Source organism: Janthinobacterium sp. YR213, assembly GCF_900099875.1.
In the GTDB taxonomy this organism is placed as follows: domain Bacteria; phylum Pseudomonadota; class Gammaproteobacteria; order Burkholderiales; family Burkholderiaceae_D; genus Janthinobacterium; species Janthinobacterium lividum.
Genome location: NZ_FNDA01000004.1, coordinates 454,372 through 475,691 on the forward strand (window position 1 = coordinate 454,372; position 21,320 = coordinate 475,691).

Consider the following 21,320-nt stretch of genomic DNA (forward strand, 5'->3'; position numbering starts at 1 on the left):
GCTCAAGTTGGCCAGCTGGGCACGGCTGTTTCGCCCATCAGGTAGCCATGATTCAAATCGACGGCGGCACGCAAGTAGTTCCACAGGGCGCTGACCCTGGCAATATTGCGCCGCTCGCTGGGCGAAATCATCCAGAAGGCGCGCAGCAGGTCGATCTCGCCATCGAGCACGGGCACCAGCTCATTCGACTGCTGGGCCACGAAGCAGGGCAGGATGGCCAGCGCCTGGCCCGCGCGCGCCGCGTGGTACTGGGCGATCACGCTGGTGCTGCGAAACGCGCGCAGGGAATCGGGCGCCACGTTGTCCATGTAGCGCAGCTCCGAACTGAAGACCAGGTCGTCCACGTAGCCGATGATGGGGTGCTGCGCCAGCTGGGCCACGCTGGTGATCGGCGCGTGGCGCGCCAGGTAGGCGGGCGTGGCATACAGTTTCAGGCGGTAGTCGGACAGCTTCGTCACCACGTAGGGGCCGGACTGGGGGCGTTCGACGGAAATGGCCACGTCCGCCTCGCGCTTGGACAGGCTGACGAAGCGGGGCACGGCGATCAGGTCCACGCTGATGTGTGGGTATCGCCCGCAGAACTGCGCCAGGTGGGGCGCCAGCACGATGGCGCCGAAGCCTTCCGTGGCGCCCAGGCGCACCTGGCCCGACAACAGGCGGTTGTGCTCGCCTAATTCCTCGGTGGCGGCAAACACCGTGCTTTCCATGGTTTCCGCGTATTCCATCAGGCGGTGGCCTTCGGGCGTCAGCTGGTAGCCCACGTAGTTGCGGTCGAACAGCTGCGTGCCCACCTGCTCCTCGAACTTGCGCATGCGCCGCGACACGGTGGAATGGTCGATGCCCAGCTTTTTCGCCGCATCGACGAGGCCGGCGCTGCGCGTCAGTTCCAGGAAGACCCGTACATTGTCCCAATCGAGCATGGCAAACCCTCTCTGTGCATTTTTGCAAAGGAATTATGCATTAATTTTACTTGAGTGCATATTTTTACACATGCAGAATGCATCTAAACATATAAGAAAACCCATTCACCTGGAGACACGCATGAAAAAAACCGTTCTGGCCATGGGCGCGCTGGCGCTCACCCTTTCCTTTGGCGGCGCGCACGCGCAAATTTCCGATGGCGTCGTCAAGGTCGGCATCCTGACCGACATGTCCGGGCCGTATTCGGCCATGGGCGGGCGCGGCTCCGTCGTCGCCAGCCAGATGGCCGTCGAGGATTGCCTGAAGGCCGAATGCAAGGGCATGAAGATCGAAATCCTCTCGGCCGACCATTTGAACAAGGCCGACATCGCCGCCTCCAAGGCGCGCGAATGGATAGACCGCGACAAGGTCGACGCCATCGCCGACCTGACCAATTCCTCCGTAGCCCTGTCCGTGCAAAAGCTGATGAAAGAGAAGGGCGGCATCGCCATGTTCAGCGGCCCGGCCACGGGGCGCCTGACCAATGAAGACTGCTCGCCGAACGGCTTCCACTGGATGTTCGACACATATTCGCAGGCAGCCGGCACGGCGGCGGCGCTGACCAAGCTGGGACAGAAATCCTGGTACTTCGTCACCGTCGATTACGCGTTCGGCCATTCGCTGGAAAAGGATGCCAGCGAGGTCGTCAAGCGCAACGGCGGCACGGTGTTGGGCGCTGTGCGCCATCCCCTCAACGCGTCCGATTTCTCGTCCTTCCTGGTGCAGGCGCAAGGCTCGAAAGCGCAGGTGATCGGCCTGGCCAATGGCGGCGCCGACACGGTATCGGCCATCAAGCAGGCGCGCGAATTCCGCATCGGCAGCGGCAAGGACCAGCGCCTGGCCGCCTTGCTGGTGTTTCTCTCCGACGTGCACGCGCTGGGACTGGATACGGCCCAGGGCCTCGTCTACGCGGACGGTTTTTACTGGGATTACGATGACCGCAGCCGCGCCTTTGCGAAACGCTTCGAGGCGCTCAACAAGGGCGCCAAGCCGACCATGGTGCAGGCGGGCGTGTATTCCAGCGTCTACCACTACCTGAAGTCGGTGGCGGCCGCGAAGAGCGACGACTCGAAAATCGTTGCCGAAAAAATGCGCCAGCTGCCCATCAAGGATTCCGTGATGAACAACGCCTCGATCCGCCCCGATGGCCGCGTGATCCACGACATGTACCTGGTGCAGGTGAAGACCCCGGCCGAATCGAAAGGCGCGTGGGATTACCTGAAAGTGCTGTCCACCATCCCCGCCGACCAGGCGTTCAAGCCGATGGATGCTGCGGCGTGCAATCTCGTTAAAAAATAACCACGGAGTCTCGAACCATGAACCAAGCCCTCACCCAAGTCCCTGCCATCCCCCTGCACATCGGCGGCAAGCACCATGCGTCAAGCAGCAGCGAATGGCGCGACGTCGTCAACCCGGCCACGCAGGAAATCGTCGCCAAGGTGCCGTTTTCCACGCCGGACGAAGTCAACCTGGCCGTCGCCACGGCCAGGGAAGCGTTCAAGACCTGGCGCAATACCCCGCTGGCCGCGCGCATGCGCATCATGCTCAAGTACCAGCATCTGATCCGCGAAAACATTGGTGCCCTGGCCGAACTGATCACGCGCGAACACGGCAAGACCCTGCCCGACGCGGAAGGGGAAGTCATGCGCGGCCTGGAAGTGGTGGAGCACGCGTGTTCGATCGCCACCCTGCAGCTGGGCGAGATTGCGGAAAACGCGGCCACCGGTGTCGATGTCTACAATATCTACCAGCCGCTGGGCGTGGGCGCCGGCATCACGGCGTTCAATTTCCCCGTCATGCTGCCGTGCTTCATGTTCCCGATCGCTATCGCCTGCGGCAATACGTTTGTGCTGAAACCGTCGGAACAGGATCCGTCTTCGACCATGTACCTGGTCGAACTGATGTACCAGGCGGGCTTGCCGGCCGGCGTCCTGAACGTCGTGCATGGCGGCGCCGACGTCGTCAACATGCTGTGCGACCATCCCGACATCAAGGCCGTGTCCTTCATCGGCTCCACCCACGTGGGCACGCATGTGTACCGCCGCGCCAGCGAATCGGGCAAGCGCGCGCAATCGATGATGGGCGCGAAAAACCATTGCGTGGTGCTGGCCGACGCCAACAAGGAGCAGGCGATCAATAACCTGATCGGCGCGGCCTTCGGTGCGGCCGGCCAGCGCTGCATGGCCAATTCCGTCGTGGTGCTGGTGGGCGCGGCCCGCTCCTGGCTGCCGGAAATCGTCGCCCGCTCGCAGGCGCTGAAAGTGGGACCGGGCAGCGACCGCGATGCCGACCTGGGACCGATGGTTTCCAAGGCGGCCATGCAGCGGGCGGAAAAGCTGATCCAGGCGGGCGTTGACGAAGGCGCGCAGCTGCTGCTCGACGGCCGCGGCCACAAGGTGGCCGGCTACGAGGGCGGCAATTTCATGGGCCCGACGATTTTCTCCAAGGTCCAGGCGTCGAACTCCGTCTACACGCAGGAAATCTTTGGCCCCGCCATGTGCGTGGTCGAGACGGACACGCTGGACCAGGCCATCGCCTTCATCAACGCCAACCCGAACGGCAACGGCACCTCGATCTTCACCTCGTCCGGCTGGGCGGGGCGCAAGTTCCAGAACGAGATCGATGTGGGGCAGGTGGGCATCAACGTGGCCATTCCCGTACCCGTCGCGTATTTCAGTTTTACGGGGTCGCGCGCGTCGAAGCTGGGAGACCTGGGCCCGAACGGCAAACAGGCCCTGTACTTCTGGACGCAGACCAAGACCGTCACGGCGCGCTGGTTCGCCCCGGACGATGGCGGCAGCGGCGTCAATACCACCATCTCGATGAAATAAGGGGAAGGCCATGGGCACCAATATCGTTTTCATCGGCCTGGGCAACATGGGCTTGCCCATGGCGCAAAACCTCGTGCGGGCCGGCCATGCGGTGACGGGCTTTGATTTGCTGCCGGCCAGCGTGCGGCAGTTTGCCGACGGCGGCGGCCTCGTGTCCGATGACCAGGTGGCGGCGATCGGCCAGGCCGACATCGTCATCACGATGCTGCCGGCCAGCCGCCACGTGCTGGGCGCCTACCTTGGGGATGGGGGTATTTTGGCGCAGGCGCGGCCCGGCACCCTGCTGATCGATTGTTCGACGATTTCCACCGAGGCGGCGCGCCAGGTGGGCCGCGCGGCGCAGGAAAAAGGCATGCCCATGCTGGACGCGCCCGTTTCGGGCGGCACGGCGGGCGCCACCAACGGCACGCTGACTTTCATGGTGGGCGGCGAAGAATCCGCGCTGGCGGCGGCAAGGCCCTATCTGGACGTCATGGGCAAGGCCATCTTCCACGCGGGCGGCTCCGGTTGCGGCCAGACGGTCAAGATATGCAACAACATGCTGCTGGGGATACTCATGATCGGCACCAGCGAAGCCATACGCCTGGGCGTGGCCAATGGCCTCGATCCCAAGGTAGTGTCCGACGTGATGGCGAAAAGCTCGGGCCGCAACTGGACCCTGGACGTCTACAACCCGTGTCCGGGCGTGGCCGAAAACGTGCCCGCGTCGCGCGGCTACACGGGCGGCTTTGGCGTCGACCTGATGCTGAAAGACCTGGGGCTGGCCGTGGAAAGCGCGCTGGCCAGCGGCGCCTCGGTGCCGCTGGGCGCCTTGTCGCGCAATCTATATAGTTTGCACAGCAAGGCGGGATCGGGCGCGCTGGATTTCTCCAGCATTTATCAGTTGCTGGGCGATAAAGCTTAAGGTTGCTGCGCCTGCAGGGCGGCCAGTTCCGCCCTGGCTTTTTCCAGCTTGCCTTCCAGCTTGGCGATCTTCTTCGGTTCCTTGTTGGCTTCCTGGGCCAGGCGCAGCGAGCGCTCCGTCTGGTTCACCTTCGCCTGCGCCTTGACGATCTTCTTGTTGTGGCGTTCGACCAGGGTACTGTCGCGGCAGTGGGCGTTGACTTCGTCGAGCGCGCGCGTGAGGCCCGCGACCTTGTCGGACAGGCCCTGTTCCTGCGCCTGGCGCAATTCGCTGCGGATGCTTTCGCGCTTGGCGGCGCAGCCGGCCAGCTGGGTATCGGCGGCGCTGGCGCCCACGGAGGCTGCGGCGATCAGCAGGGTCAAGGCGGTTGTGGCGAGGCGGTTCATGGCGTTCCTGTGTAAGTGGTGGGCTCGTGCAATGTAAGCCTGCCGGCTTGCCCTGTCAAACTTCTTGTGCAGTGCGCGCCTGTCTGGCATGGCATCGGCTACCATGCGTGTTTTCTTCTTTCCGACACCGCCGCATGCCCAAGAAATTCCTCTTGCTGATTCCTTTCCTGCTGCCGTTGCCGCTCCTGGCCCAGACCTCGCCCACCTTGCTCGACCTGCAGCTGATCGCCATCAAGGCCAGGGCTGATGTGGCTAGCCATAGCCCGGAAAGCATCGCCGAGTTTGAGCAGGCCCGGCGCGCGGCCGAAGCGGGCGACGTGGAGGCGCAGCTGGACCTGGCCCGCATGCTGCAGCTGGGCGTCGGCACGCCGCAAGATACGACGCAGTCGATGGCCTGGATACGCAAGTCGGCCGAAGGCGGCTATGCACCGGCACAGTCGGCTTTGGGGATGGCCTATACCTTGGGCGGCAAGGTGCCCATCGACCGCGTGCAAGGCGAATACTGGCTGCGCAAGGGCGCGGCGCAGGGCAATGCAGAGGCGCAAACCATCCTGGCGCTGGAATTCATCGATGGCGACAGCAGCGCCGAGGAGCAGGCGCTGGCCATCACCTGGCTGAAGGCGGCGGCGAACGAGCAGCACTTTGTGCCCGCCTACAATGCGCTGGGCGAGCACCTGATGCGCGCAGCCGTCGATGAACAGGATCGCGCCGAGGCTTTCCACTGGTATTCCAGATCGGCGCGTGAAAAGGAGCCGGCCGGCATGCGCAACCTGGCCCGCGCGCACGAGCTGGGCCTCGGTGTGGCGCAGTCGGACAAGTGGGCCCTGGTCTGGTACGAGCGGGCGGGGTGGAGCGGCGACTTGCCCGCCATGCGGCGCATGATCGATGTGTATGTCAAAGGCGAACTGGGACAGGCTGCGAATGCCGAAGACGCGGCCGAGTGGCGCGGCAAGCTGGCCGGGAAGGAAAAGAAATGAAGACCATGCTGTTTGTATTGAGCCTCGCCCTGGCGCAGCCCGTGCTGGCGCAGCCGGCTTCCACCAAGGAACCGCGTCAGCATCCGGCGCTGGCCGAATTCGATATGTCCGGCCTCGACGACATGCGCGCAAGGGTACGGGCCGTGATCGACCGTCCGGCCGACCTGTCGCCGGACAAGGTGGCAGCCTTCGGGAAGGCGCGCCTGGCTGCGGAAGGGGGAGACACGGCCGCCCAGCTGGAGCTGGCGCAGATGCTGCACGGCGGCGAAGGCACGCCGCGCGACGTCGACGCCGGCCTGGCGTGGATGCGGAAATCGGCCGAAGGCGGCTATGGTCCGGCGCAGGCTTTCCTCGGCGTGGCCTACACGCTGGGGCAGGGCATGGCCATCGACCGCAAGCTGGGCGAATACTGGTCGCGCAAGGGCGCCGCGCAAGGCGTGGAGCTGGCCAACTTCACGCTGGCCATGCACTTTGAAAATATCCACAGCAGCCCGGCAGAACAGGCGCATGCGCTGCACTGGCTGAAGTTCTATGCCGAAAACGGCTTTATCTATGCCTACAATGAAATCGGCTACCGCCTGATGATGACGGCCAAGGACGAGGCGCAGCGCAAGGAAGCGTTCACCTGGTACATGAAGGCGGCCAAGGCGCTCGACCCGCCCGGCTTGAACAATGTCGCGTACTCGTATGAAGTGGGGCAGGGCGTGCCGCAGAGCGACGAGGCGGCCCTGGGCTGGTATGAAATGGCCGCCATCGCCAAAAGTCCACCGGGACAGACGGGTTTTGCGCGGCTGCTGGAACAGGGCCGTGGCGGCCCCACCCGGCAAGGGCCGGCGCCCAAGCCTTTCGCGCTGTACCTGCTGGCGGCGAAGCAGGGCGACGCGGAAGCCATCGAACGGCTGGTCAAGGTGTACGATAAGGGCGAGCTGGAACAGGCGGCCGACCCGGCGCAGGCGGCACTGTGGCGCGAAAAGCTCAGGCTGGCCAAGACTCCCTGAGCGGGCATGACGGAGTCAGGACGGCATGCTATCATCATTGTTATCGATAACAATATCATGAGAGACCCATGAATCCCGATTTCCGCTCCAAGGCGACGCTTGAAAAGCATATCCTGCACACGATGAACTTTTATCACCCGCGCGCTGTTGACCCGAGCGGCGGTTTCTATCATTTCTTCCTTGATGACGGCACGGTGTACGACGCCAGTACGCGCCACCTGGTCAGCAGCACGCGCTTCATCTTCAATTACGCCATGGCGTACCGCCGCTTCGGCGGCGACGATTACCAGGCGGCCCTGCGCCACGGCGTGGCCTTTTTGCGCGACGTGCACCGCGACCCGGCCACGGGCGGCTATGCCTGGCAACTGTCGTGGAAGGATGGCGTCAAGCAGGTCGAAGACGGTGCCAACCACTGCTACGGCCTGGCCTTCGTGCTGCTGGCCTATGCCCACGCCTTGCAGGCGGGCGTGCCGGAAGCGCGCGCGTATCTGGACGAAACGTTTGAGCTGATGGAGCAGCGCTTCTGGCTGCCCGAACACGGCCTGTATGCGGACGTGGCCAGCGCCGACTGGTCCACCCTGGACGGCTACCGGGGCCAGAACGCCAACATGCATGCCTGCGAAGCCATGCTGGCCGCGTTCGAGGCGACGGGCGAGGCGAGATATCTGCACCGCGCCGAAACCCTGGCGCACAACATCACAGTGCGCCAGGCGGGCCTGGCGAACGGCATGATCTGGGAGCACTACACGCCCGACTGGTCGATCGACTGGGACTACAACCTGCACGACAAGAGCAATATCTTCCGTCCGTGGGGTTACCAGCCTGGCCACTTCACGGAATGGGCCAAGCTGCTGCTGATCATGGAGCGCCACAGCCGGTTCATGGCCGGTCCGTCCGACTGGCTGCTGCCGCGCGCGCGCGCGCTGTACGACATGGCCCTGGCCAAGGCCTGGGATGGCGCGCATGGCGGCATCCACTACGGTTTCGGCCCGCAGGACGAGATCTGCGATGGCGACAAATATTTCTGGGTGCAGGCGGAAAGCTTCGCCGCCGCCGCCGTGCTGGCCGCCCGCACCGGGGACGAGGCCTACTGGCAAAGCTATGACAAGATCTGGGACTACAGCTGGACGCATTTCGTCGACCATGAACACGGCGCCTGGTACCGCATTCTGACGCCGGAAAACGGCAAGATCAGCAACGAGAAAAGCCCGGCCGGCAAGACCGATTACCACACCATGGGCGCCTGCTACGAAGTGCTGAACGTAATTGGCGGTGCCGCATGAGCGCCACCGCTTTTCCCTCTTTCCCCGCTTTTGTGTCGGCCGGCGAAGCGCTGACGGACATGCTGCGCACGGGCGCGGACTCCTGGAACAGCCAGGTGGGCGGCTCAACCTGGAACGTGGCGCGCGTGATGGCGCGCCTGGGCGTGCCCAGCGCCTTTGCGGGCGGCGTCAGCCTCGACGTCTTCGGCGACGCGCTGGCGCAGGCGACCGACGTGGCGGGCCTGGACATGCGTTTTTTGCAGCGCCATGCGAAGTCGCCGCTGCTGGCCATCGTGCATGAACTGCATCCGCCTACCTATTACTTCATCGGCGACGACAGCGCCGACCTGCATTTCGACGCGTCGCTCTTGCCGGCCGGCTGGATGCAGGGGGCGCAATGGGTGCATTTCGGCGGTATCAGCCTGGCGCGCGAACCGCTGGCGGGCAAGCTGGTGGCGCTGGCGCAGGAGCTCAAGGCGGCTGGCGTGAAGATCAGCTACGACCCGAACTTTCGCATCATGATGGATGAACGCTATGACGCCACCCTGCGCCGCATGACGCAGCTGGCCGACGTGATCAAGGTGTCCGATGAAGACCTGGCGGGCCTGTTCCGCCATGACGACATCGATGGCGCGTTTGCCATGCTGCGCAGCTGGAATCCGCAAGCCACGTATTTGTATACGCGCGGCGCGCAGGGTGCGGCGCTGTACCAGGGCGAACAGACATGGCAGGCGGCACCGCCCGTCATCGAGGTGGTTGATTCAGTGGGTGCGGGCGACGCCAGCATCGGCGGTTTGCTGTACAGCCTGATGTACCGGCCCGATGCCAACGGTGGCCAGCACTTGCGCTTTGCCGTCGCGGCGGGCGCTGGCGCCTGCCTGGCGGCCGGTGGCTCGCCGCCGTCCGTGGAACTGGTGGAATCGCTGGCGGCGCGCACGGTGCTGCGCTAGCAGTACCAGTCCGGCGGTAAATGCCGGGGTCAGACCCGGCGGGTCTGACCCCGCGTAACGGGTCCCGTCGACGCCCGCTCCATCAAGGTAAACGCCATCAAATGATGCGTGGCGGTGGCCGGTTCCCCCGCGCGGCGCTGGCGGATTTCGTCGATGACGAGATTGACGGCGGCGCGCGCCATGTCGGCGATGGGCTGGTGGATGGTGGTCAGCTCGGGCCAGACGGTGGTGGCGACGGGCGTGTCGTCGAAGCCGCACACGCTCAATTCCGCCGGCACCTGCAAGCCCATGCCGTGCACCACGGCCAGGGTGGCGGCGGCCATGTCGTCGTTGCTGGCGAAGATGGCGCTCGGGTGCGGTTTCTGCGCCAGCAGCCGGCGCGCCGCGTCGAGACCCGAACGATACGTAAAGTAACCTTGCGCCACCCTGTGCGGCGGCACCTGCAAGCCCGCTTCCCGCATGGCGTCCTCGAAGGCCTGGCGGCGCAGCAGGGCGGGCGTGTGCGCCGGATCGCCTTCGATGAAGCCGATGTCGCGATGGCCCAGCGCGAGCAGGTGGCGCGTCATGGCCAGGGCACCTTCGTAGTCGTCGATGCGCACGGCCGAGACGCCGGGCGAGGGGCGCGCCGTGGCCACGGCGATGGCCGGGATACCCATCCGGTTCAGTTGCGCCAGCACTTCCGGCGAATCGCACAGGGGCGGCGGCACGAGGATGCCGTCCACGCCGGCCGCCACCAGGCAATCGATGCCGGCGCGTTGGCTGTCCAGGTCTTCGCAGCGTTCCAGCAGCAACTGGCCGCCGCCCTGGCGGCATTGGTCCATGGCGCCAACTAAAAATTCGCTGAGGAAGGCTGCGCTTGGATTGCTGTACAACAGGCCAATGCGCAGGGTGCCCGTGCGGGCCGCCCTGGCCGCCAGGTTGGGCTGATAGCGCAGGCTGGCGATCGCCGCCTCGACCTTGTCGCGCGTGGCCGCGCTGACGCTGCTGCGTCCATTGATCACGCGCGATACCGTCATGGCCGATACGCCGGCCACGCGCGCCACGTCGTGCACGGTGGCGCCGCTGGCGGTATCGGGGGCGGCGTGCGCCGCCTTATTCGAGGTGGCCACCGAACTTCAGCTTGCCGCTGATGCGCATGCCGTGCAATTGGCCTTCTTCCAGTTCGGCGGCGCTGGTGCGCTGCGCCGTGTCGCGCCGGGCCAGTCCCACGGACAGGATATCGAGCATCATCAGCTGCAGCAGGCGCACGATCATGGGCACGAAATTGAGATTGCCTTCCGGGTGGTTCAAGGTCAGCAGTACGTCGGCCAGCTTGGCCAGCGGCGAACCGCTGGCCGTGATCGCCAGCACGCGCGCGCCGCAGCCCTGCGCCACCTTGACGGTGCGCAGCAGGTCGGGCAGGGCGCCCGAACGGGAAATGACCAGCGCCACGTCGCCCGGTTTCAGCATGGCGGCGCTCATTTCCTGCGCCTGCGGATCGGCAAAGAAGCTGCTGACGATGCCCAGGTTGAGCAGCTTGTGCTGCATGTCGTCGGCCACCACGCGGGCGCTGCCCACGGCCAGCAGCTCCACGCGCTGCGCGCCTCGCAGCAGCTCGATGGCCGCCGTCAGCGCCTTCACGTCGAGCATGTCGCGCATGGCCAGCGCTGCCGAGGCGTTATTGCCCAGCACCTTGCGCGCCAGTTCGGCGTCGGAGTCCGAGATCTCCACGTGGCAGTGGGCTACCGTGATGGCGCCGCCCGTCAGGCCGGACGCCAGCTTCAATTTGAAGTCGGCCAGGCCCTGCACGCCGATCGAGCGGCAAAAGCGCATCACGGTCGGCTGGCTCACGCCGACCCTCTGGGCGATTTCCGCGATCGGCAGGGTCAGCATGGCGTTCGGCTCCTTCAGCACCCAGTCGGCCACCTTGCATTCCGAGGGGCTCATACGCCCGCGCGCCTGGCGCACGGATTCGAGCACGGGCGCGCCGGAATGGGCGCGCTTGAGCTTTTGCGCCAGGATGGCGGCGATACCGAGGAACGTCGGCAGTTCGGCCGTGATCAGAAAGGTGGGGATCTGCGCCAGGTAGTCGTTCAGGCGGCCCTTTTGCTCGAAGCGGGCGCGGAACTGCGACTGCTCGAACAGGGGGCCCAGGCGCGGCACGATGCCCCCGCCTATATAGATGCCGCCCAGCGCGCCCAGGGTCATGGCCACGTTGCCGGCGATGGAGCCGAGGATGGCGCAGAAACAGTCCACCGCTTCGAGGCACACTTCGCATTCATTGTTCAGGGCGCGGCTGGTGATTTCGGCTGCCAGCAGCGGCAGCGCGTCGGGCTTGCCGGCGCGTTCGGACAGTGCGCGGTAGATCAGTTCCAGGCCGCGCCCGGAGGCGAGGCGTTCGGCCGAGACGTGCGACAGTTCGCGCCAGGCGAAGGACAGCACGTCCATCTCGCGCTGGTCGCAGGGCGCGAAGCTGACGTGGCCCCCTTCGCTGCCCAGCGCGATCCAGCGGTCTTCTGCGGGGATCATGCCCGACACGCCCAGGCCCGTGCCCGAACCGAGCAGGCCGATGACGCTGTCGGCGCGCGCCATGCCGCCGCCGATCTGCAGGCGCTGGTCGGGCCGCAGATAGGGCAGGGCCATGGCCAGCGCCGTGAAGTCATTCACCACCAGCAGGGTGTCGAGGCCCAGCGTGGCGCGCATGGCCTCGATCGAGAAGAACCAGTGATGGTTCATCATGCGGATAGTGTCGTCGTCGATGGGATTGGCGATGGCGATGGCCGCATGGCGCACGCGGGCCGAACCGGCGGCGCGCGCCTCGCTGCTATCCATATACGCGGTGATGGCGTCGAGCAGTGAAGCGTAGTCGTCGCAGGGCAGCACGGCCACCGCTTCCAGGTGGCCCTGGCGCGTTTCAAGCACGAAGCGGGCATTGGTGCCGCCGATGTCGGCCAGCAGGCGCGGCCCTTCACTGAATCGCTCCGCCGGATCGCTGCCTGCTACTTCCATTTTTTCATCAATTTTCATGGCGGTGCCTAGTCTCGTTTGCGTGCGCTGTCATGGCGGCGCACTGTCGTTATGGCAAAAACCAAGGATTTTAATTCGTATACGTGCCGCGTGCCGAAAAATGCGGGGCACCCGCGCAAATGCTTGTCCGCAGCGCCGGAAACGGGTGGCGCCAGCTGAAAAATCAGGGCGGTCAACTGGCAAATCCCTGCGCAAATAAAGTGTCGCAGAGTAGTCGTAGGATTACAACATAATATGTTGATATTTGTTCGTAGTATAGTTACTATGTCTCTGCTGGAAAGAATTCTGGCCAGTACATTCGGCCACGAATGACTAGATAAAAAATAAATTACTGAGGAGACTTACCATGCTGCATCGCACCATGTTGAAGGCCGTGTTGAAGACACTGCCAGCTGCCATCGTCTTGGCCATCGCCAGCGGTTCCGCTGCCGCCGACCCTATGTACCCATCCGACTCCGAAGGCTTCCACGGCTACCTGCGCGCTGGCGCCGGCAGCAATACATCGGGCGACGGCGGTTCGCAAGGCTGCTTCGGCCTGGGTGGCAATACCATGAAATATCGTCTGGGCAATGAGTGCGACGCCTACACGGAATTCGGCTACACCAAGTCTGTTGCCAAGTCCGGCGGCGTGAACTACCTGGCCACCATCTGGGTCAACGCTTACGCGCCAAACTCGGATTTCGGCGACAACAAACTGGGCATCGTCAAGGCCTATGTCGAAGCGCAGGGACTCGATTTCCTGAACGGCGGCACGGCCTGGGTCGGCAAGCGTTTCTACTACCGTCCTGACATCCACATGCTGGATCTGCAATACATCAACATGAACGGCACGGGCGCCGGCCTGGACCGCATTCCTGTTGGCCCGGGTAAATTCTCGTATGCCTTCTTCAAGGACAACGACATCAATGCCCGCGACAAGAACACTGGCGCCATTACCGGCACCCGTTCCGCCGTGCGCCAGAACTTCATCTACGGCGAAATTCCCGTCAATGAAAATGGCACCCTGGACCTGGCCGCGACCATCATCACGGCCGAAGGCAAGGACAACGACATCTACGGCCCGAAACATAACGGCTGGCAACTGTCGGCATTCCACCGTCAAGGCAAAGTCTTCGGCGGCGGCAACACCTTCGGCGTGCAGTACGGCGTCGGCCCTGGTGTTGGCGGTGACGGCAACGGACAGTTCGGCGCCTCGGGCAGCACTTCCTACGGTTCTGACCGCAAGCGCACGCGCGTCTTCAATGACATGGCGATCCAGCCGATGGAAAACTTCGGCATGGAATTCGTCGCCCTGTGGCAAAAAGACGAATCGACCGCCGCCGGTTCCTCGACCTGGACCTCGGTCGGCGTGCGTCCTGTGTACGCATTCACCAACAACTTCAAGCTGGTGGGCGAACTGGGCACGGACCGCGTGACGCAATCGGGCGGCCAGCCAGCCAAGCGCCTGACCAAGCTGACTATCGCGCCGACGATCTCGGCCGGTCCTGGCCTGTGGTCGCGTCCTGAACTGCGCGCTTTCGTGACCTACGGCAAATGGAACGATGCGGCCACCGCCTCGGTCAACGCGTCGAACAACGGCGGCCCGATCTACAACAACAATACCAGCGGCACTTCCTACGGTTTCCAAGTGGAAACCTGGTTCTAAGTTAGCAGGCGTTGTAAGTCTAAATCAACCTGGCGCATCCTTCGCGGATGCGTTTTTGGCGCCGTCCCGTGATATAAATGCAATGTAGTCGTTTCATGGATCACGGCGCCGTCTTTTCACTGAAGATGATGCCCGTTTGCAAGCGGGTCTGAGTACAAGAGCGCCGGTACAGGCGCAGATTTCACCTTTTTCGGCCCCCGTATGCCGAAGCCCCCTAAAAGCTTGATCAAAAAAGGAATGTGGAGATGAAACTGAAATTCAAGATTACCCAACTGGCCGCATTGACCACCCTGGCATTCGCTGGCAGCGCCTTTGCGACCGACGTGGAAGTGTTGCACTACTGGACCTCCGGCGGCGAAGCGAAGTCCGTGGGCCAGTTGCAGCAAATCGTGAAAGAAAGCGGCTTTGGCTGGAAAGACTTCGCTGTGGCCGGTGGCGCTGGCGAAAACGCCGCGACCGCGCTGAAAACCCGCGTCATTTCCGGCAACCCGCCAACGGCCGCCCAGCTCAAGGGCCCATCGATCCAGGAATGGGGCGCAGAAGGCGTGCTGGCGAATATCGATGATGCCGCCATTCCAGGCAAATGGGATGCCGTGCTGCCGAAAGTCGTCGCCGACATCATGAAATACAAGGGCCACTACGTCGCCGCTCCCGTCAACGTCCACCGCGTCAACTGGATGTGGGTCAATCCGGAAGTGCTGAAAAAAGCCGGCGTGGCCACCACTCCGACCACCTGGGATGCATTCTTCGACGCGGCCGAGAAAATCAAGAAATCGGGCGGCATCGCTATCGCCCACGGCGGCCAGCCTTGGCAGGACGCCACCGTGTTTGAATCCGTCGCGCTGGGCGTGGGCGGCACGGAATTCTACAAAAAGGCCATCCTCAAGCTGGATCAGAAGGAATTGACCGGCCCGACCATGCTCAAGGTGTTCGACACCCTGGGCAAGGTGAAGACCTACATCGACAAGGATGCGGCAGGCCGCGACTGGAACCTGGCCACCGCCATGGTCATCAACAACAAGGCCGGCTTCCAGTTCATGGGCGACTGGGCCAAGGGCGAGTTCACGGCCGCAGGCAAGGTGCCGGGCAAGGATTACCTGTGCGTGGCAGCTCCTGGCACGGACAAGGCCTACACCTTCAATATCGATTCGTTTGCCATGTTCACGCAAAAGGATGCGAATGCGAAGAAGGGGCAGATCGCCCTGGCCAACGCCATCATGAATCCGAAGTTCCAGTCGATCTTCAACCTGAACAAGGGTTCCATCCCCGTGCGTTCCGGCGTTTCCAAGGACAAGTTTGACGCTTGCGCCCTGAAATCGATGGAAGACATGGACGCCACCAACAAGACCGGCGGCCTGGTGCCATCGTTCGCCCACGGCATGGCGCTGCCATCGGCCACGCAAGGCGCCGTGACCGACGTCATCGCCAAGTTCATGAACACCAACATGAGCTCGAAAGACGCGGTTGCGGCATTGGCCAAAGCGGCAAAAGTGAAGTAATCACGACGGCGCCGGCACTCCCGCCGGCGCCCGCTGCATCGCATGCATCGCAGGCGTCCGCCCTGGCGTTCGACCAGGCCGGCGCCACACGCAGTTCTACTTCTACGGCTGTCCTATGTCCATACGCAAGCAATTCGACCGATGGATACCGCAGATGGTGTTGGGCCCCACGCTCATCGCCAGCTTGGTATTCGTCTATGGTTTTATCTTTTTGACCGGTTGGCTGTCGCTGACCGAATCGCGGCTGATGCCGAACTACGAGTTCGCCGGCCTGGTGCAATACTACGAGCTGTTCGATAATGAGCGCTGGTGGACCTCGCTCAAGAACCTCGGCATCTTTGGTGTCCTGTTCATCGGTTGCAGCATCGCCATCGGCCTGTTCCTGGCCATCCTGCTGGACCAGAAAATCCGCGCCGAAGGCGCGCTGCGCGCCATCTACCTGTATCCGATGGCGCTGTCCTTCATCGTCACCGGCACGGCCTGGAAATGGATGCTCAATCCCAGCCTGGGCCTGGAAAAGGTCATGCACGACTGGGGCTGGACCTCGTTTACCTTCGACTGGCTGGTGAACTCCGACATGGCCATCTACACGGTGGTGATCGCCGGCGTGTGGCAATCGTCGGGCTTTGTCATGGCCCTGTTCCTGGCCGGCCTGCGCGGCATCGATGATGAAATCATCAAGGCGGCGCAAGTCGATGGCGCGTCCCTGCCGACGATCTACTGGCGCATCGTGATTCCCGCCATGCGACCCGTGTTCTTCAGCGTGCTGCTGATCCTCGCGCATATCGCGATCAAGAGCTTCGACCTGGTCATCGCATTGACGGCTGGCGGACCAGGCAACTCGTCGTCCGTGCCGGCCATCTTCATGTACCAGTTTTCCTTCACCCGCGGCCAGCTGGGCCTGGGCTCGGCATCGGCAATGATGATGCTGGCCACCATCGTGGCCGTGCTCGTGCCGCTGATGTACCTGGAAACGCGCAGCGCAAAGGCGATGAGATGACACCTACCCGCAATAATCGCCTCACCCTCGGACGGGTGGTGGTATACCTGCTGCTGATTCTGTTTGCGGTGTACTACATCGTGCCCCTGTACGTGACCCTGTCGACGTCGTTCAAGTCGCTCGACGAGATCCGCAGCGGCAACCTGCTGGCCTTGCCGCACGTGTGGCAGTTCGATTCCTGGTCCAAGGCCTGGTCCTCGGCCTGCACGGGCGTCACCTGCGACGGCATGCAGCCGTTCTTCTGGAACTCGATCAAGATGGTGATTCCCGCCGTGCTGATCTCGACCTTCCTGGGCGCCTTCAACGGCTATGTGTTCGCGCACTGGCGCTTCCGCGGTTCGGAAATCCTGTTTGCCGCCTTGCTGGTGGGCTGCTTCATTCCGTTCCAGGTGGTGATCCTGCCGATGGCGCGCCTGCTGGGCGAATTCGGCCTGGCCAATACGACTACCGGCCTGGTCTTCGTCCACGTGGTGTATGGCACGGCGTTCACGACCCTGTTCTTCCGTAACTACTATATCGGCGTGCCGGAAGAATTGATCAAGGCGGCGCGCATCGACGGCGCCGGCTTCTTCCTGATCTTCCGCAAGATCGTGCTGCCGATTTCGGGTCCGATTTTCGTCGTCTGCATCATCTGGCAATTCACGCAGATCTGGAACGACTTCCTGTTCGGCATCGTCTTCGCCAGCGGCGATTCGCAGCCGATCACGGTGGGCTTGAACAACCTGGTCAACACGTCCACGGGCGTGAAGGAATACAACGTCAACATGGCGGCCGCGGTGATTGCCGCGCTGCCGACCCTGCTGGTCTATCTGGTCGCAGGCCGTTATTTTGTGCGCGGTCTGACCGCAGGCGCAGTCAAAGGTTAAGGAAAGAATATGTCCAGTTTATCGATACGCAGCATCCGCAAGGTGTACACGAATGGCGTCGAAGTCCTCAAGGGCATCGACATCGAGATCAAGGATGGCCAGTTCCTGATCCTCGTCGGCGGCTCCGGCTCCGGCAAATCGACCTTGCTCAACATGGTGGCCGGCCTGGAAAGCGTCACGTCGGGCGAAATCCTCATCGACGGCAAGGTCGTCAACGACCTGCCGCCGAAGGACCGTGACATCGCCATGGTGTTCCAGTCCTACGCGCTGTACCCGTCGATGACGGTGCGCGAAAACATCGCGTTTGGCTTGAACGTGAAAAAAGTGCCGAAGGCGGAGCAGGAAGAAATCGTCGCCCGCGTCGCCGAAACCCTGCAGATCACGCATTTGCTCGACCGTCGTCCGGCGCAGCTGTCGGGCGGACAGCGCCAGAGGGTCGCCATGGGCCGCGCCATTTCGCGCAAGCCGTCGCTGTTCCTGTTCGACGAACCGCTGTCGAACCTGGACGCCAAGCTGCGCGTGGAAATGCGCGCCGAGATCAAGCTGCTGCACCAGCGCCTGAAGGCCACCATCGTCTACGTCACGCATGACCAGATCGAGGCGATGACCATGGGCGACCTGATCGCCGTCATGAAGGATGGGGTAGTGCAGCAGCTGGGCACGCCGCAGGAAATCTATGACAACCCGGCCAACCTGTTCGTGGCCGGCTTCATCGGTTCGCCATCGATGAACTTCATCACCGTCAAGCCTGTCATCGAAGGCAACGAGGTGTTTGTCGCCATCGAGAACGCGGGCAAGAGCATGCGCCTGGCCTTGCCGTTCGCGGCCGACAAACTGCGCAGCTATGCGGGCCGCGACGTGATCCTGGGAGTGCGCCCGGAGCAGATCACGGACATGAGCAGCGCGCACGGCGACGTGGGCCAGGAACTCGGTTGCCTGATCGACCTGGTCGAGCCGACCGGCCCGGATACCTTGCTGACGACGCGCCTGAACGGCGCCGCCGTGACTTGCCGCACGCACCCGCGCGAAGCCGTGCTGCCGGGGCAGACCATGCAGCTGTCGTTCAACCTGTCGAAAGCGGCCCTGTTCGATCCGGAGAATGGTGAACGCATCGCGTAAGCGTCGTTACCCATGAAAACGGCCCGCCTGTCAGCTGACAGGCGGGCCGTTGTTGTTTACGCCGGAGCGCTTACTTTGCCAGCGATTTCTTGTACGCGATGGAATAGCTGAGCTTGCCCGTCGGCGTGACCAGGTCGTCCAGCGCCGCCTGGCTGAAGACGCCCGTCCAGCCCAGGGTTTGCGCCGTCACGCCGCGGCTGACGATATCGTTCGCCTTCAGGCCGGCCATCGCTGTCGATGCGCTCTTGATGGTGGCCATGTAGCTGGCGGCGTCGCGCGTATCCGTCTTTGCCAGGTCGATGCCGGCCTGTGTGCGCAGCCAGTCGGCCCAGTAGAATTCGAGGAATTCCGTGGCCATCGACGGCACCACGTAGCCGGCGTCGCGCGTGAAGTAGACGAGCGAGCGGTACGGGTCGTTGTCCAGCGACTTCAAGCCGATGGACGCGGGCAGCTGGCTGGTGGCGATCGCCTTGTTGCTGCCGTCTTTCAGCCAGACCTTGTTGACCTTTTTCATCTGCGCCCAGAAATCGTATTCATTGAGCTTGCTGAAATTGTCCGTCACCTTGACCCACACTTTCAGCTGCAGGTTCTGGCCATTGTCGGCGTCGCGGAAGGCGGAAAACGTGTGGTGGCCGTCCGTCAGGTACAGGGTGCCGTTCGGGCCGATGACGACGGTTTTCATGTCGCCCGGCTTGGTGCCCACGGCGGCCTTGCACTGGAACGTCGCCGGTGGATTGGTCAGGGTGGCGCCGGCCACGTTGGCCGTCTTGCTTACCACGTCGTCCTGGCCGTTGGCTTCGCACAGTTCGGCGAATTTCTTCGGCTTGTTGGTCTTGGCCATGACCAGGTCTTCCGCGCCATAGCGGCCCAGCTTGTAGTACACCTGGTCGTAGCCGATGGCCGGCTGCGTGGGGTGCAGTTCGTCGAGCGACACTTGCAGGAAGACGGGCGCCGCATCGGTGCCGGCAGCCGTGGCTGCCAGGACTTGCTGGCGCGCGCTGAGCACGGGCGGCGTTTCCAGCACGCTCTTGCCGGTGGCGAGCGGCGCGCCGCCATCGGTGATCTGCGCGACGATGCTGCCGCTGGCATTGACGATGTCGATATCCGTGCCGTTCTGTTTTACCTGCAGGTTGTCGAGCAGGACGTCTGCCGGGTCCTTGCTGTTCGGCGTCAGGGGGCCATTGATGAAATCATAGCTGGCCGCCATGCCCAGGGTTTGCAGGGGCGCCGCCAGGGCCGTGCCCAGCTGCGTCTGCGCCGTTTGCAGGCGTGCCGCATCGATGGCGGCCAGGCTGGCGGGGGATGCGCCCGACGGGATGCTGCCCAGCAGCTGCATGGCGATGACGGAGGTGAGCGGCGTCAGGTTGACGGCGCTTTCCTTCAGCGACAGTACGTACAGCGTGGTGCCGCCTGCCGGCGTGACGGAGACGAGGAAGGGCGCCTTCGCCGTGGCGGCCAGGGTGATGGCCGCTTTGCCGTTCGCGTCCGTGGTGCCGCTGCCGACGGCATTCTTGCCGGCGTCGAGCACGGTGACGGAGGCATTCGCCACGGCCTTGCCGGTGGCCGCTACCACGTTGAGGATGCGTGCGGGGGCGACGGGCTCCACCGGGGCGACGGGCGCCGTGCTGGTATCGCGGTAGTCTTTACCGCCACAGGCGGCCAGGCTGGCGCCCAGTGCGAGGGTGATGGCAATGGCCAAGGTGCTGCGGGTGCTGCTGCGGATGCTGTGCTTGTACATGGTGTCCCGTGATGTCGGCCTGAAAAGTGCCGACATGCTAGCGGGCGCAGATGTCAGGATGATGACACGCCGGGAGGTTACTGGCGCGGCAGCGACTTGCGGTAGCCGATGGCGTAGCCCAGCTTGCCCTTGTCTTCGGTCAGTTCGTCGAATGCTGCGTGGTCGATTTCGCGCAGCGCGCCCAAGTCCGCCGCGCGCTTGCCGCCGCTGACGATCTCCGCCGGTTGCAGCGCCACCATCGCCTGCGCGGCCAGCAGGATGGCGCTGGCATACGCGGCGGGATCAAGCAGATCGGCACGTTCCAGGTTGAGCGCCGGTTTGCGGCGCAGCCAGTCGGCCCAGTAGAATTCGAGGAATTCCGTGGCCTTGTCGGGCGGCTCGTAGCCGATCCCGCGCGTAAAGTAGACGAGCGAGCGGTACGGATCGTCGCCCAGGGCCTTCAGGCCGATGGCGGACGGCAGCTGCTGCGGCGTGATGGCCTGGTTGCGGCCGTTTTTCAGCCACACCTTGTTCTCTTCACGCATGCGTGTCCAGAAGGCCGCTTCGCCCAGCGCGCTGAAATTGTCGCTGACCTTGACCCAGACCTTCAATCGATGATTGCGCCCGCCATCGGCATCCAGGAAAGTGGAAAACGTGTGGTGGCCATCGGTGAGGTATACCGTGCCGCGCGGGCCGATGACGACAGTCTTCATGTCGTCGGGACGGCTGCCCACGGCCGCCTTGCAGCGGTAGCCGGCCGGTGGCGCGGCCAGGGTGGCGCCTGCCACATTGGCCGTGCCGGGCAAGACGTCGCCCTGGCCATTGGCCTCGCACAGGTCGGCGAATTTCTTTGGCTTGGCGATGTCGGCGATGTGTTTTTCCTCGGCCGCATAGCGTCCCAGCTTGTAGTACACCTGGTCGTAGCCGATGGCCGGCTGGGTCGGATGCAGTTCATCGAGGCTTACCTGCAGGATGCGCGGTTGGGCGGCGCTGCCCACGACGGTGGCCATCAGCGCCTGCTGGCGCGCGTTCAGGACGGGGGCCGGCGCGACGGCGGCATCGCGGGCCCAGGCCATGCTGGCGAAAGACAGGGCCAGCGCGGCGGCGACCCGGGGAAATGCGGTGTGCATGCGACCTCCGAAGTGAGCGGTATGGCGTGCAGCATAGCGCGGCACGCGATTTCGCGCAGTCCGACAGGCG

Annotated in this window: 18 protein-coding genes; 12 read left to right on the forward strand and 6 right to left on the reverse strand. The window is 63.8% G+C overall.

Translation table 11 applies throughout. The features are described 5' to 3' along the window. Window positions 1–2: 2 nt before the first annotated feature. Complete coding sequence (locus tag BLT98_RS19745) at window positions 3–920, reverse strand: LysR family transcriptional regulator (protein WP_034788899.1); 918 nt, start codon at window positions 918–920, stop codon at window positions 3–5. Window positions 921–1,041: 121 nt separating this feature from the next. Between BLT98_RS19745 and BLT98_RS19750 the strand changes: the two genes are divergently transcribed. Genes BLT98_RS19750 through mmsB form a run of 3 tightly spaced genes read left to right on the forward strand, consistent with a single transcriptional unit; the run spans window position 1,042 to window position 4,695 of the window. Further along, complete coding sequence (locus BLT98_RS19750; protein WP_034788901.1) at window positions 1,042–2,259, forward strand: ABC transporter substrate-binding protein; 1,218 nt, start codon at window positions 1,042–1,044, stop codon at window positions 2,257–2,259. 17 nt (window positions 2,260–2,276) lie between these two features. Further along, window positions 2,277–3,791 carry a CoA-acylating methylmalonate-semialdehyde dehydrogenase gene (locus BLT98_RS19755; protein ID WP_092610724.1) on the forward strand — a complete coding sequence of 505 codons (1,515 nt, stop codon included), beginning with the start codon at window positions 2,277–2,279 and terminating at the stop codon, window positions 3,789–3,791. Between the two features lie 10 nt (window positions 3,792–3,801). Further along, window positions 3,802–4,695, forward strand: coding sequence for a 3-hydroxyisobutyrate dehydrogenase (gene mmsB, locus BLT98_RS19760; protein ID WP_092610726.1), 894 nt, complete (start codon window positions 3,802–3,804; stop codon window positions 4,693–4,695). Here mmsB and BLT98_RS19765 read toward each other — a convergent pair. Beyond that, window positions 4,692–5,081 (reverse strand): DUF1090 family protein, encoded by a 390-nt coding sequence (locus BLT98_RS19765; RefSeq protein ID WP_170846439.1) that lies wholly within the window; start codon window positions 5,079–5,081, stop codon window positions 4,692–4,694. The two genes, mmsB and BLT98_RS19765, sit on opposite strands and share 4 nt — an antisense overlap. 134 nt (window positions 5,082–5,215) lie before the next feature. Here BLT98_RS19765 and BLT98_RS19770 point away from each other — a divergent pair, with 134 nt between their 5' ends. The 4 genes from BLT98_RS19770 (at window position 5,216) to BLT98_RS19785 (ending at window position 9,268) form a co-directional block, all read left to right on the forward strand. Beyond that, complete coding sequence (locus BLT98_RS19770; RefSeq protein ID WP_092610730.1) at window positions 5,216–6,058, forward strand: tetratricopeptide repeat protein; 843 nt, start codon at window positions 5,216–5,218, stop codon at window positions 6,056–6,058. Next, entirely contained in the window at window positions 6,055–7,056 is a 1,002-nt protein-coding gene (locus tag BLT98_RS19775; RefSeq protein ID WP_092610732.1) for a tetratricopeptide repeat protein, read from the forward strand. Before BLT98_RS19770 ends, BLT98_RS19775 begins: the two co-directional genes overlap by 4 nt. Window positions 7,057–7,124: 68 nt before the next feature. Continuing rightward, window positions 7,125–8,339, forward strand: coding sequence for an AGE family epimerase/isomerase (locus BLT98_RS19780; protein WP_092610734.1), 1,215 nt, complete (start codon window positions 7,125–7,127; stop codon window positions 8,337–8,339). Further along, window positions 8,336–9,268 (forward strand): carbohydrate kinase family protein, encoded by a 933-nt coding sequence (locus BLT98_RS19785; protein ID WP_070253666.1) that lies wholly within the window; start codon window positions 8,336–8,338, stop codon window positions 9,266–9,268. The genes BLT98_RS19780 and BLT98_RS19785 overlap by 4 nt, the downstream gene beginning before the upstream one ends. 29 nt (window positions 9,269–9,297) lie before the next feature. On the opposite strand, the gene BLT98_RS19790 is transcribed toward BLT98_RS19785, so the two are convergent. Continuing rightward, window positions 9,298–10,377, reverse strand: coding sequence for a LacI family DNA-binding transcriptional regulator (locus tag BLT98_RS19790; protein ID WP_092610736.1), 1,080 nt, complete (start codon window positions 10,375–10,377; stop codon window positions 9,298–9,300). Then, window positions 10,361–12,274, reverse strand: coding sequence for a glucokinase (locus BLT98_RS19795; protein WP_070253665.1), 1,914 nt, complete (start codon window positions 12,272–12,274; stop codon window positions 10,361–10,363). The genes BLT98_RS19790 and BLT98_RS19795 overlap by 17 nt, the downstream gene beginning before the upstream one ends. Before the next feature lie 346 nt (window positions 12,275–12,620). Between BLT98_RS19795 and BLT98_RS19800 the strand changes: the two genes are divergently transcribed. The 5 genes from BLT98_RS19800 (at window position 12,621) to ugpC (ending at window position 18,403) form a co-directional block, all read left to right on the forward strand. Beyond that, window positions 12,621–13,919: a maltoporin gene (locus tag BLT98_RS19800; RefSeq protein ID WP_052140684.1), complete on the forward strand. Its 1,299-nt coding sequence runs from the start codon at window positions 12,621–12,623 to the stop codon at window positions 13,917–13,919. 245 nt (window positions 13,920–14,164) lie between these two features. Next, window positions 14,165–15,418, forward strand: a complete 1,254-nt coding sequence (locus BLT98_RS19805; RefSeq protein WP_034777937.1) for an ABC transporter substrate-binding protein — start codon at window positions 14,165–14,167, stop codon at window positions 15,416–15,418. A 115-nt stretch (window positions 15,419–15,533) separates the two neighbouring features. After that, on the forward strand, window positions 15,534–16,418 hold the full coding sequence (locus BLT98_RS19810) for a carbohydrate ABC transporter permease (protein ID WP_034777935.1): 885 nt from the start codon (window positions 15,534–15,536) through the stop codon (window positions 16,416–16,418). Beyond that, complete coding sequence (locus BLT98_RS19815) at window positions 16,415–17,284, forward strand: carbohydrate ABC transporter permease (RefSeq protein WP_034777933.1); 870 nt, start codon at window positions 16,415–16,417, stop codon at window positions 17,282–17,284. The genes BLT98_RS19810 and BLT98_RS19815 overlap by 4 nt, the downstream gene beginning before the upstream one ends. Window positions 17,285–17,293: 9 nt before the next feature. Beyond that, window positions 17,294–18,403, forward strand: a complete 1,110-nt coding sequence (ugpC, locus tag BLT98_RS19820) for an ABC transporter ATP-binding protein (RefSeq protein WP_070279178.1) — start codon at window positions 17,294–17,296, stop codon at window positions 18,401–18,403. A 70-nt stretch (window positions 18,404–18,473) separates the two neighbouring features. On the opposite strand, the gene BLT98_RS19825 is transcribed toward ugpC, so the two are convergent. After that, complete coding sequence (locus BLT98_RS19825) at window positions 18,474–20,141, reverse strand: ParB-like protein (RefSeq protein WP_139179334.1); 1,668 nt, start codon at window positions 20,139–20,141, stop codon at window positions 18,474–18,476. 77 nt (window positions 20,142–20,218) lie between these two features. Beyond that, window positions 20,219–21,250: a ParB/Srx family N-terminal domain-containing protein gene (locus BLT98_RS19830; RefSeq protein WP_092610741.1), complete on the reverse strand. Its 1,032-nt coding sequence runs from the start codon at window positions 21,248–21,250 to the stop codon at window positions 20,219–20,221. Between the last annotated feature and the right edge of the window lie 70 nt (window positions 21,251–21,320).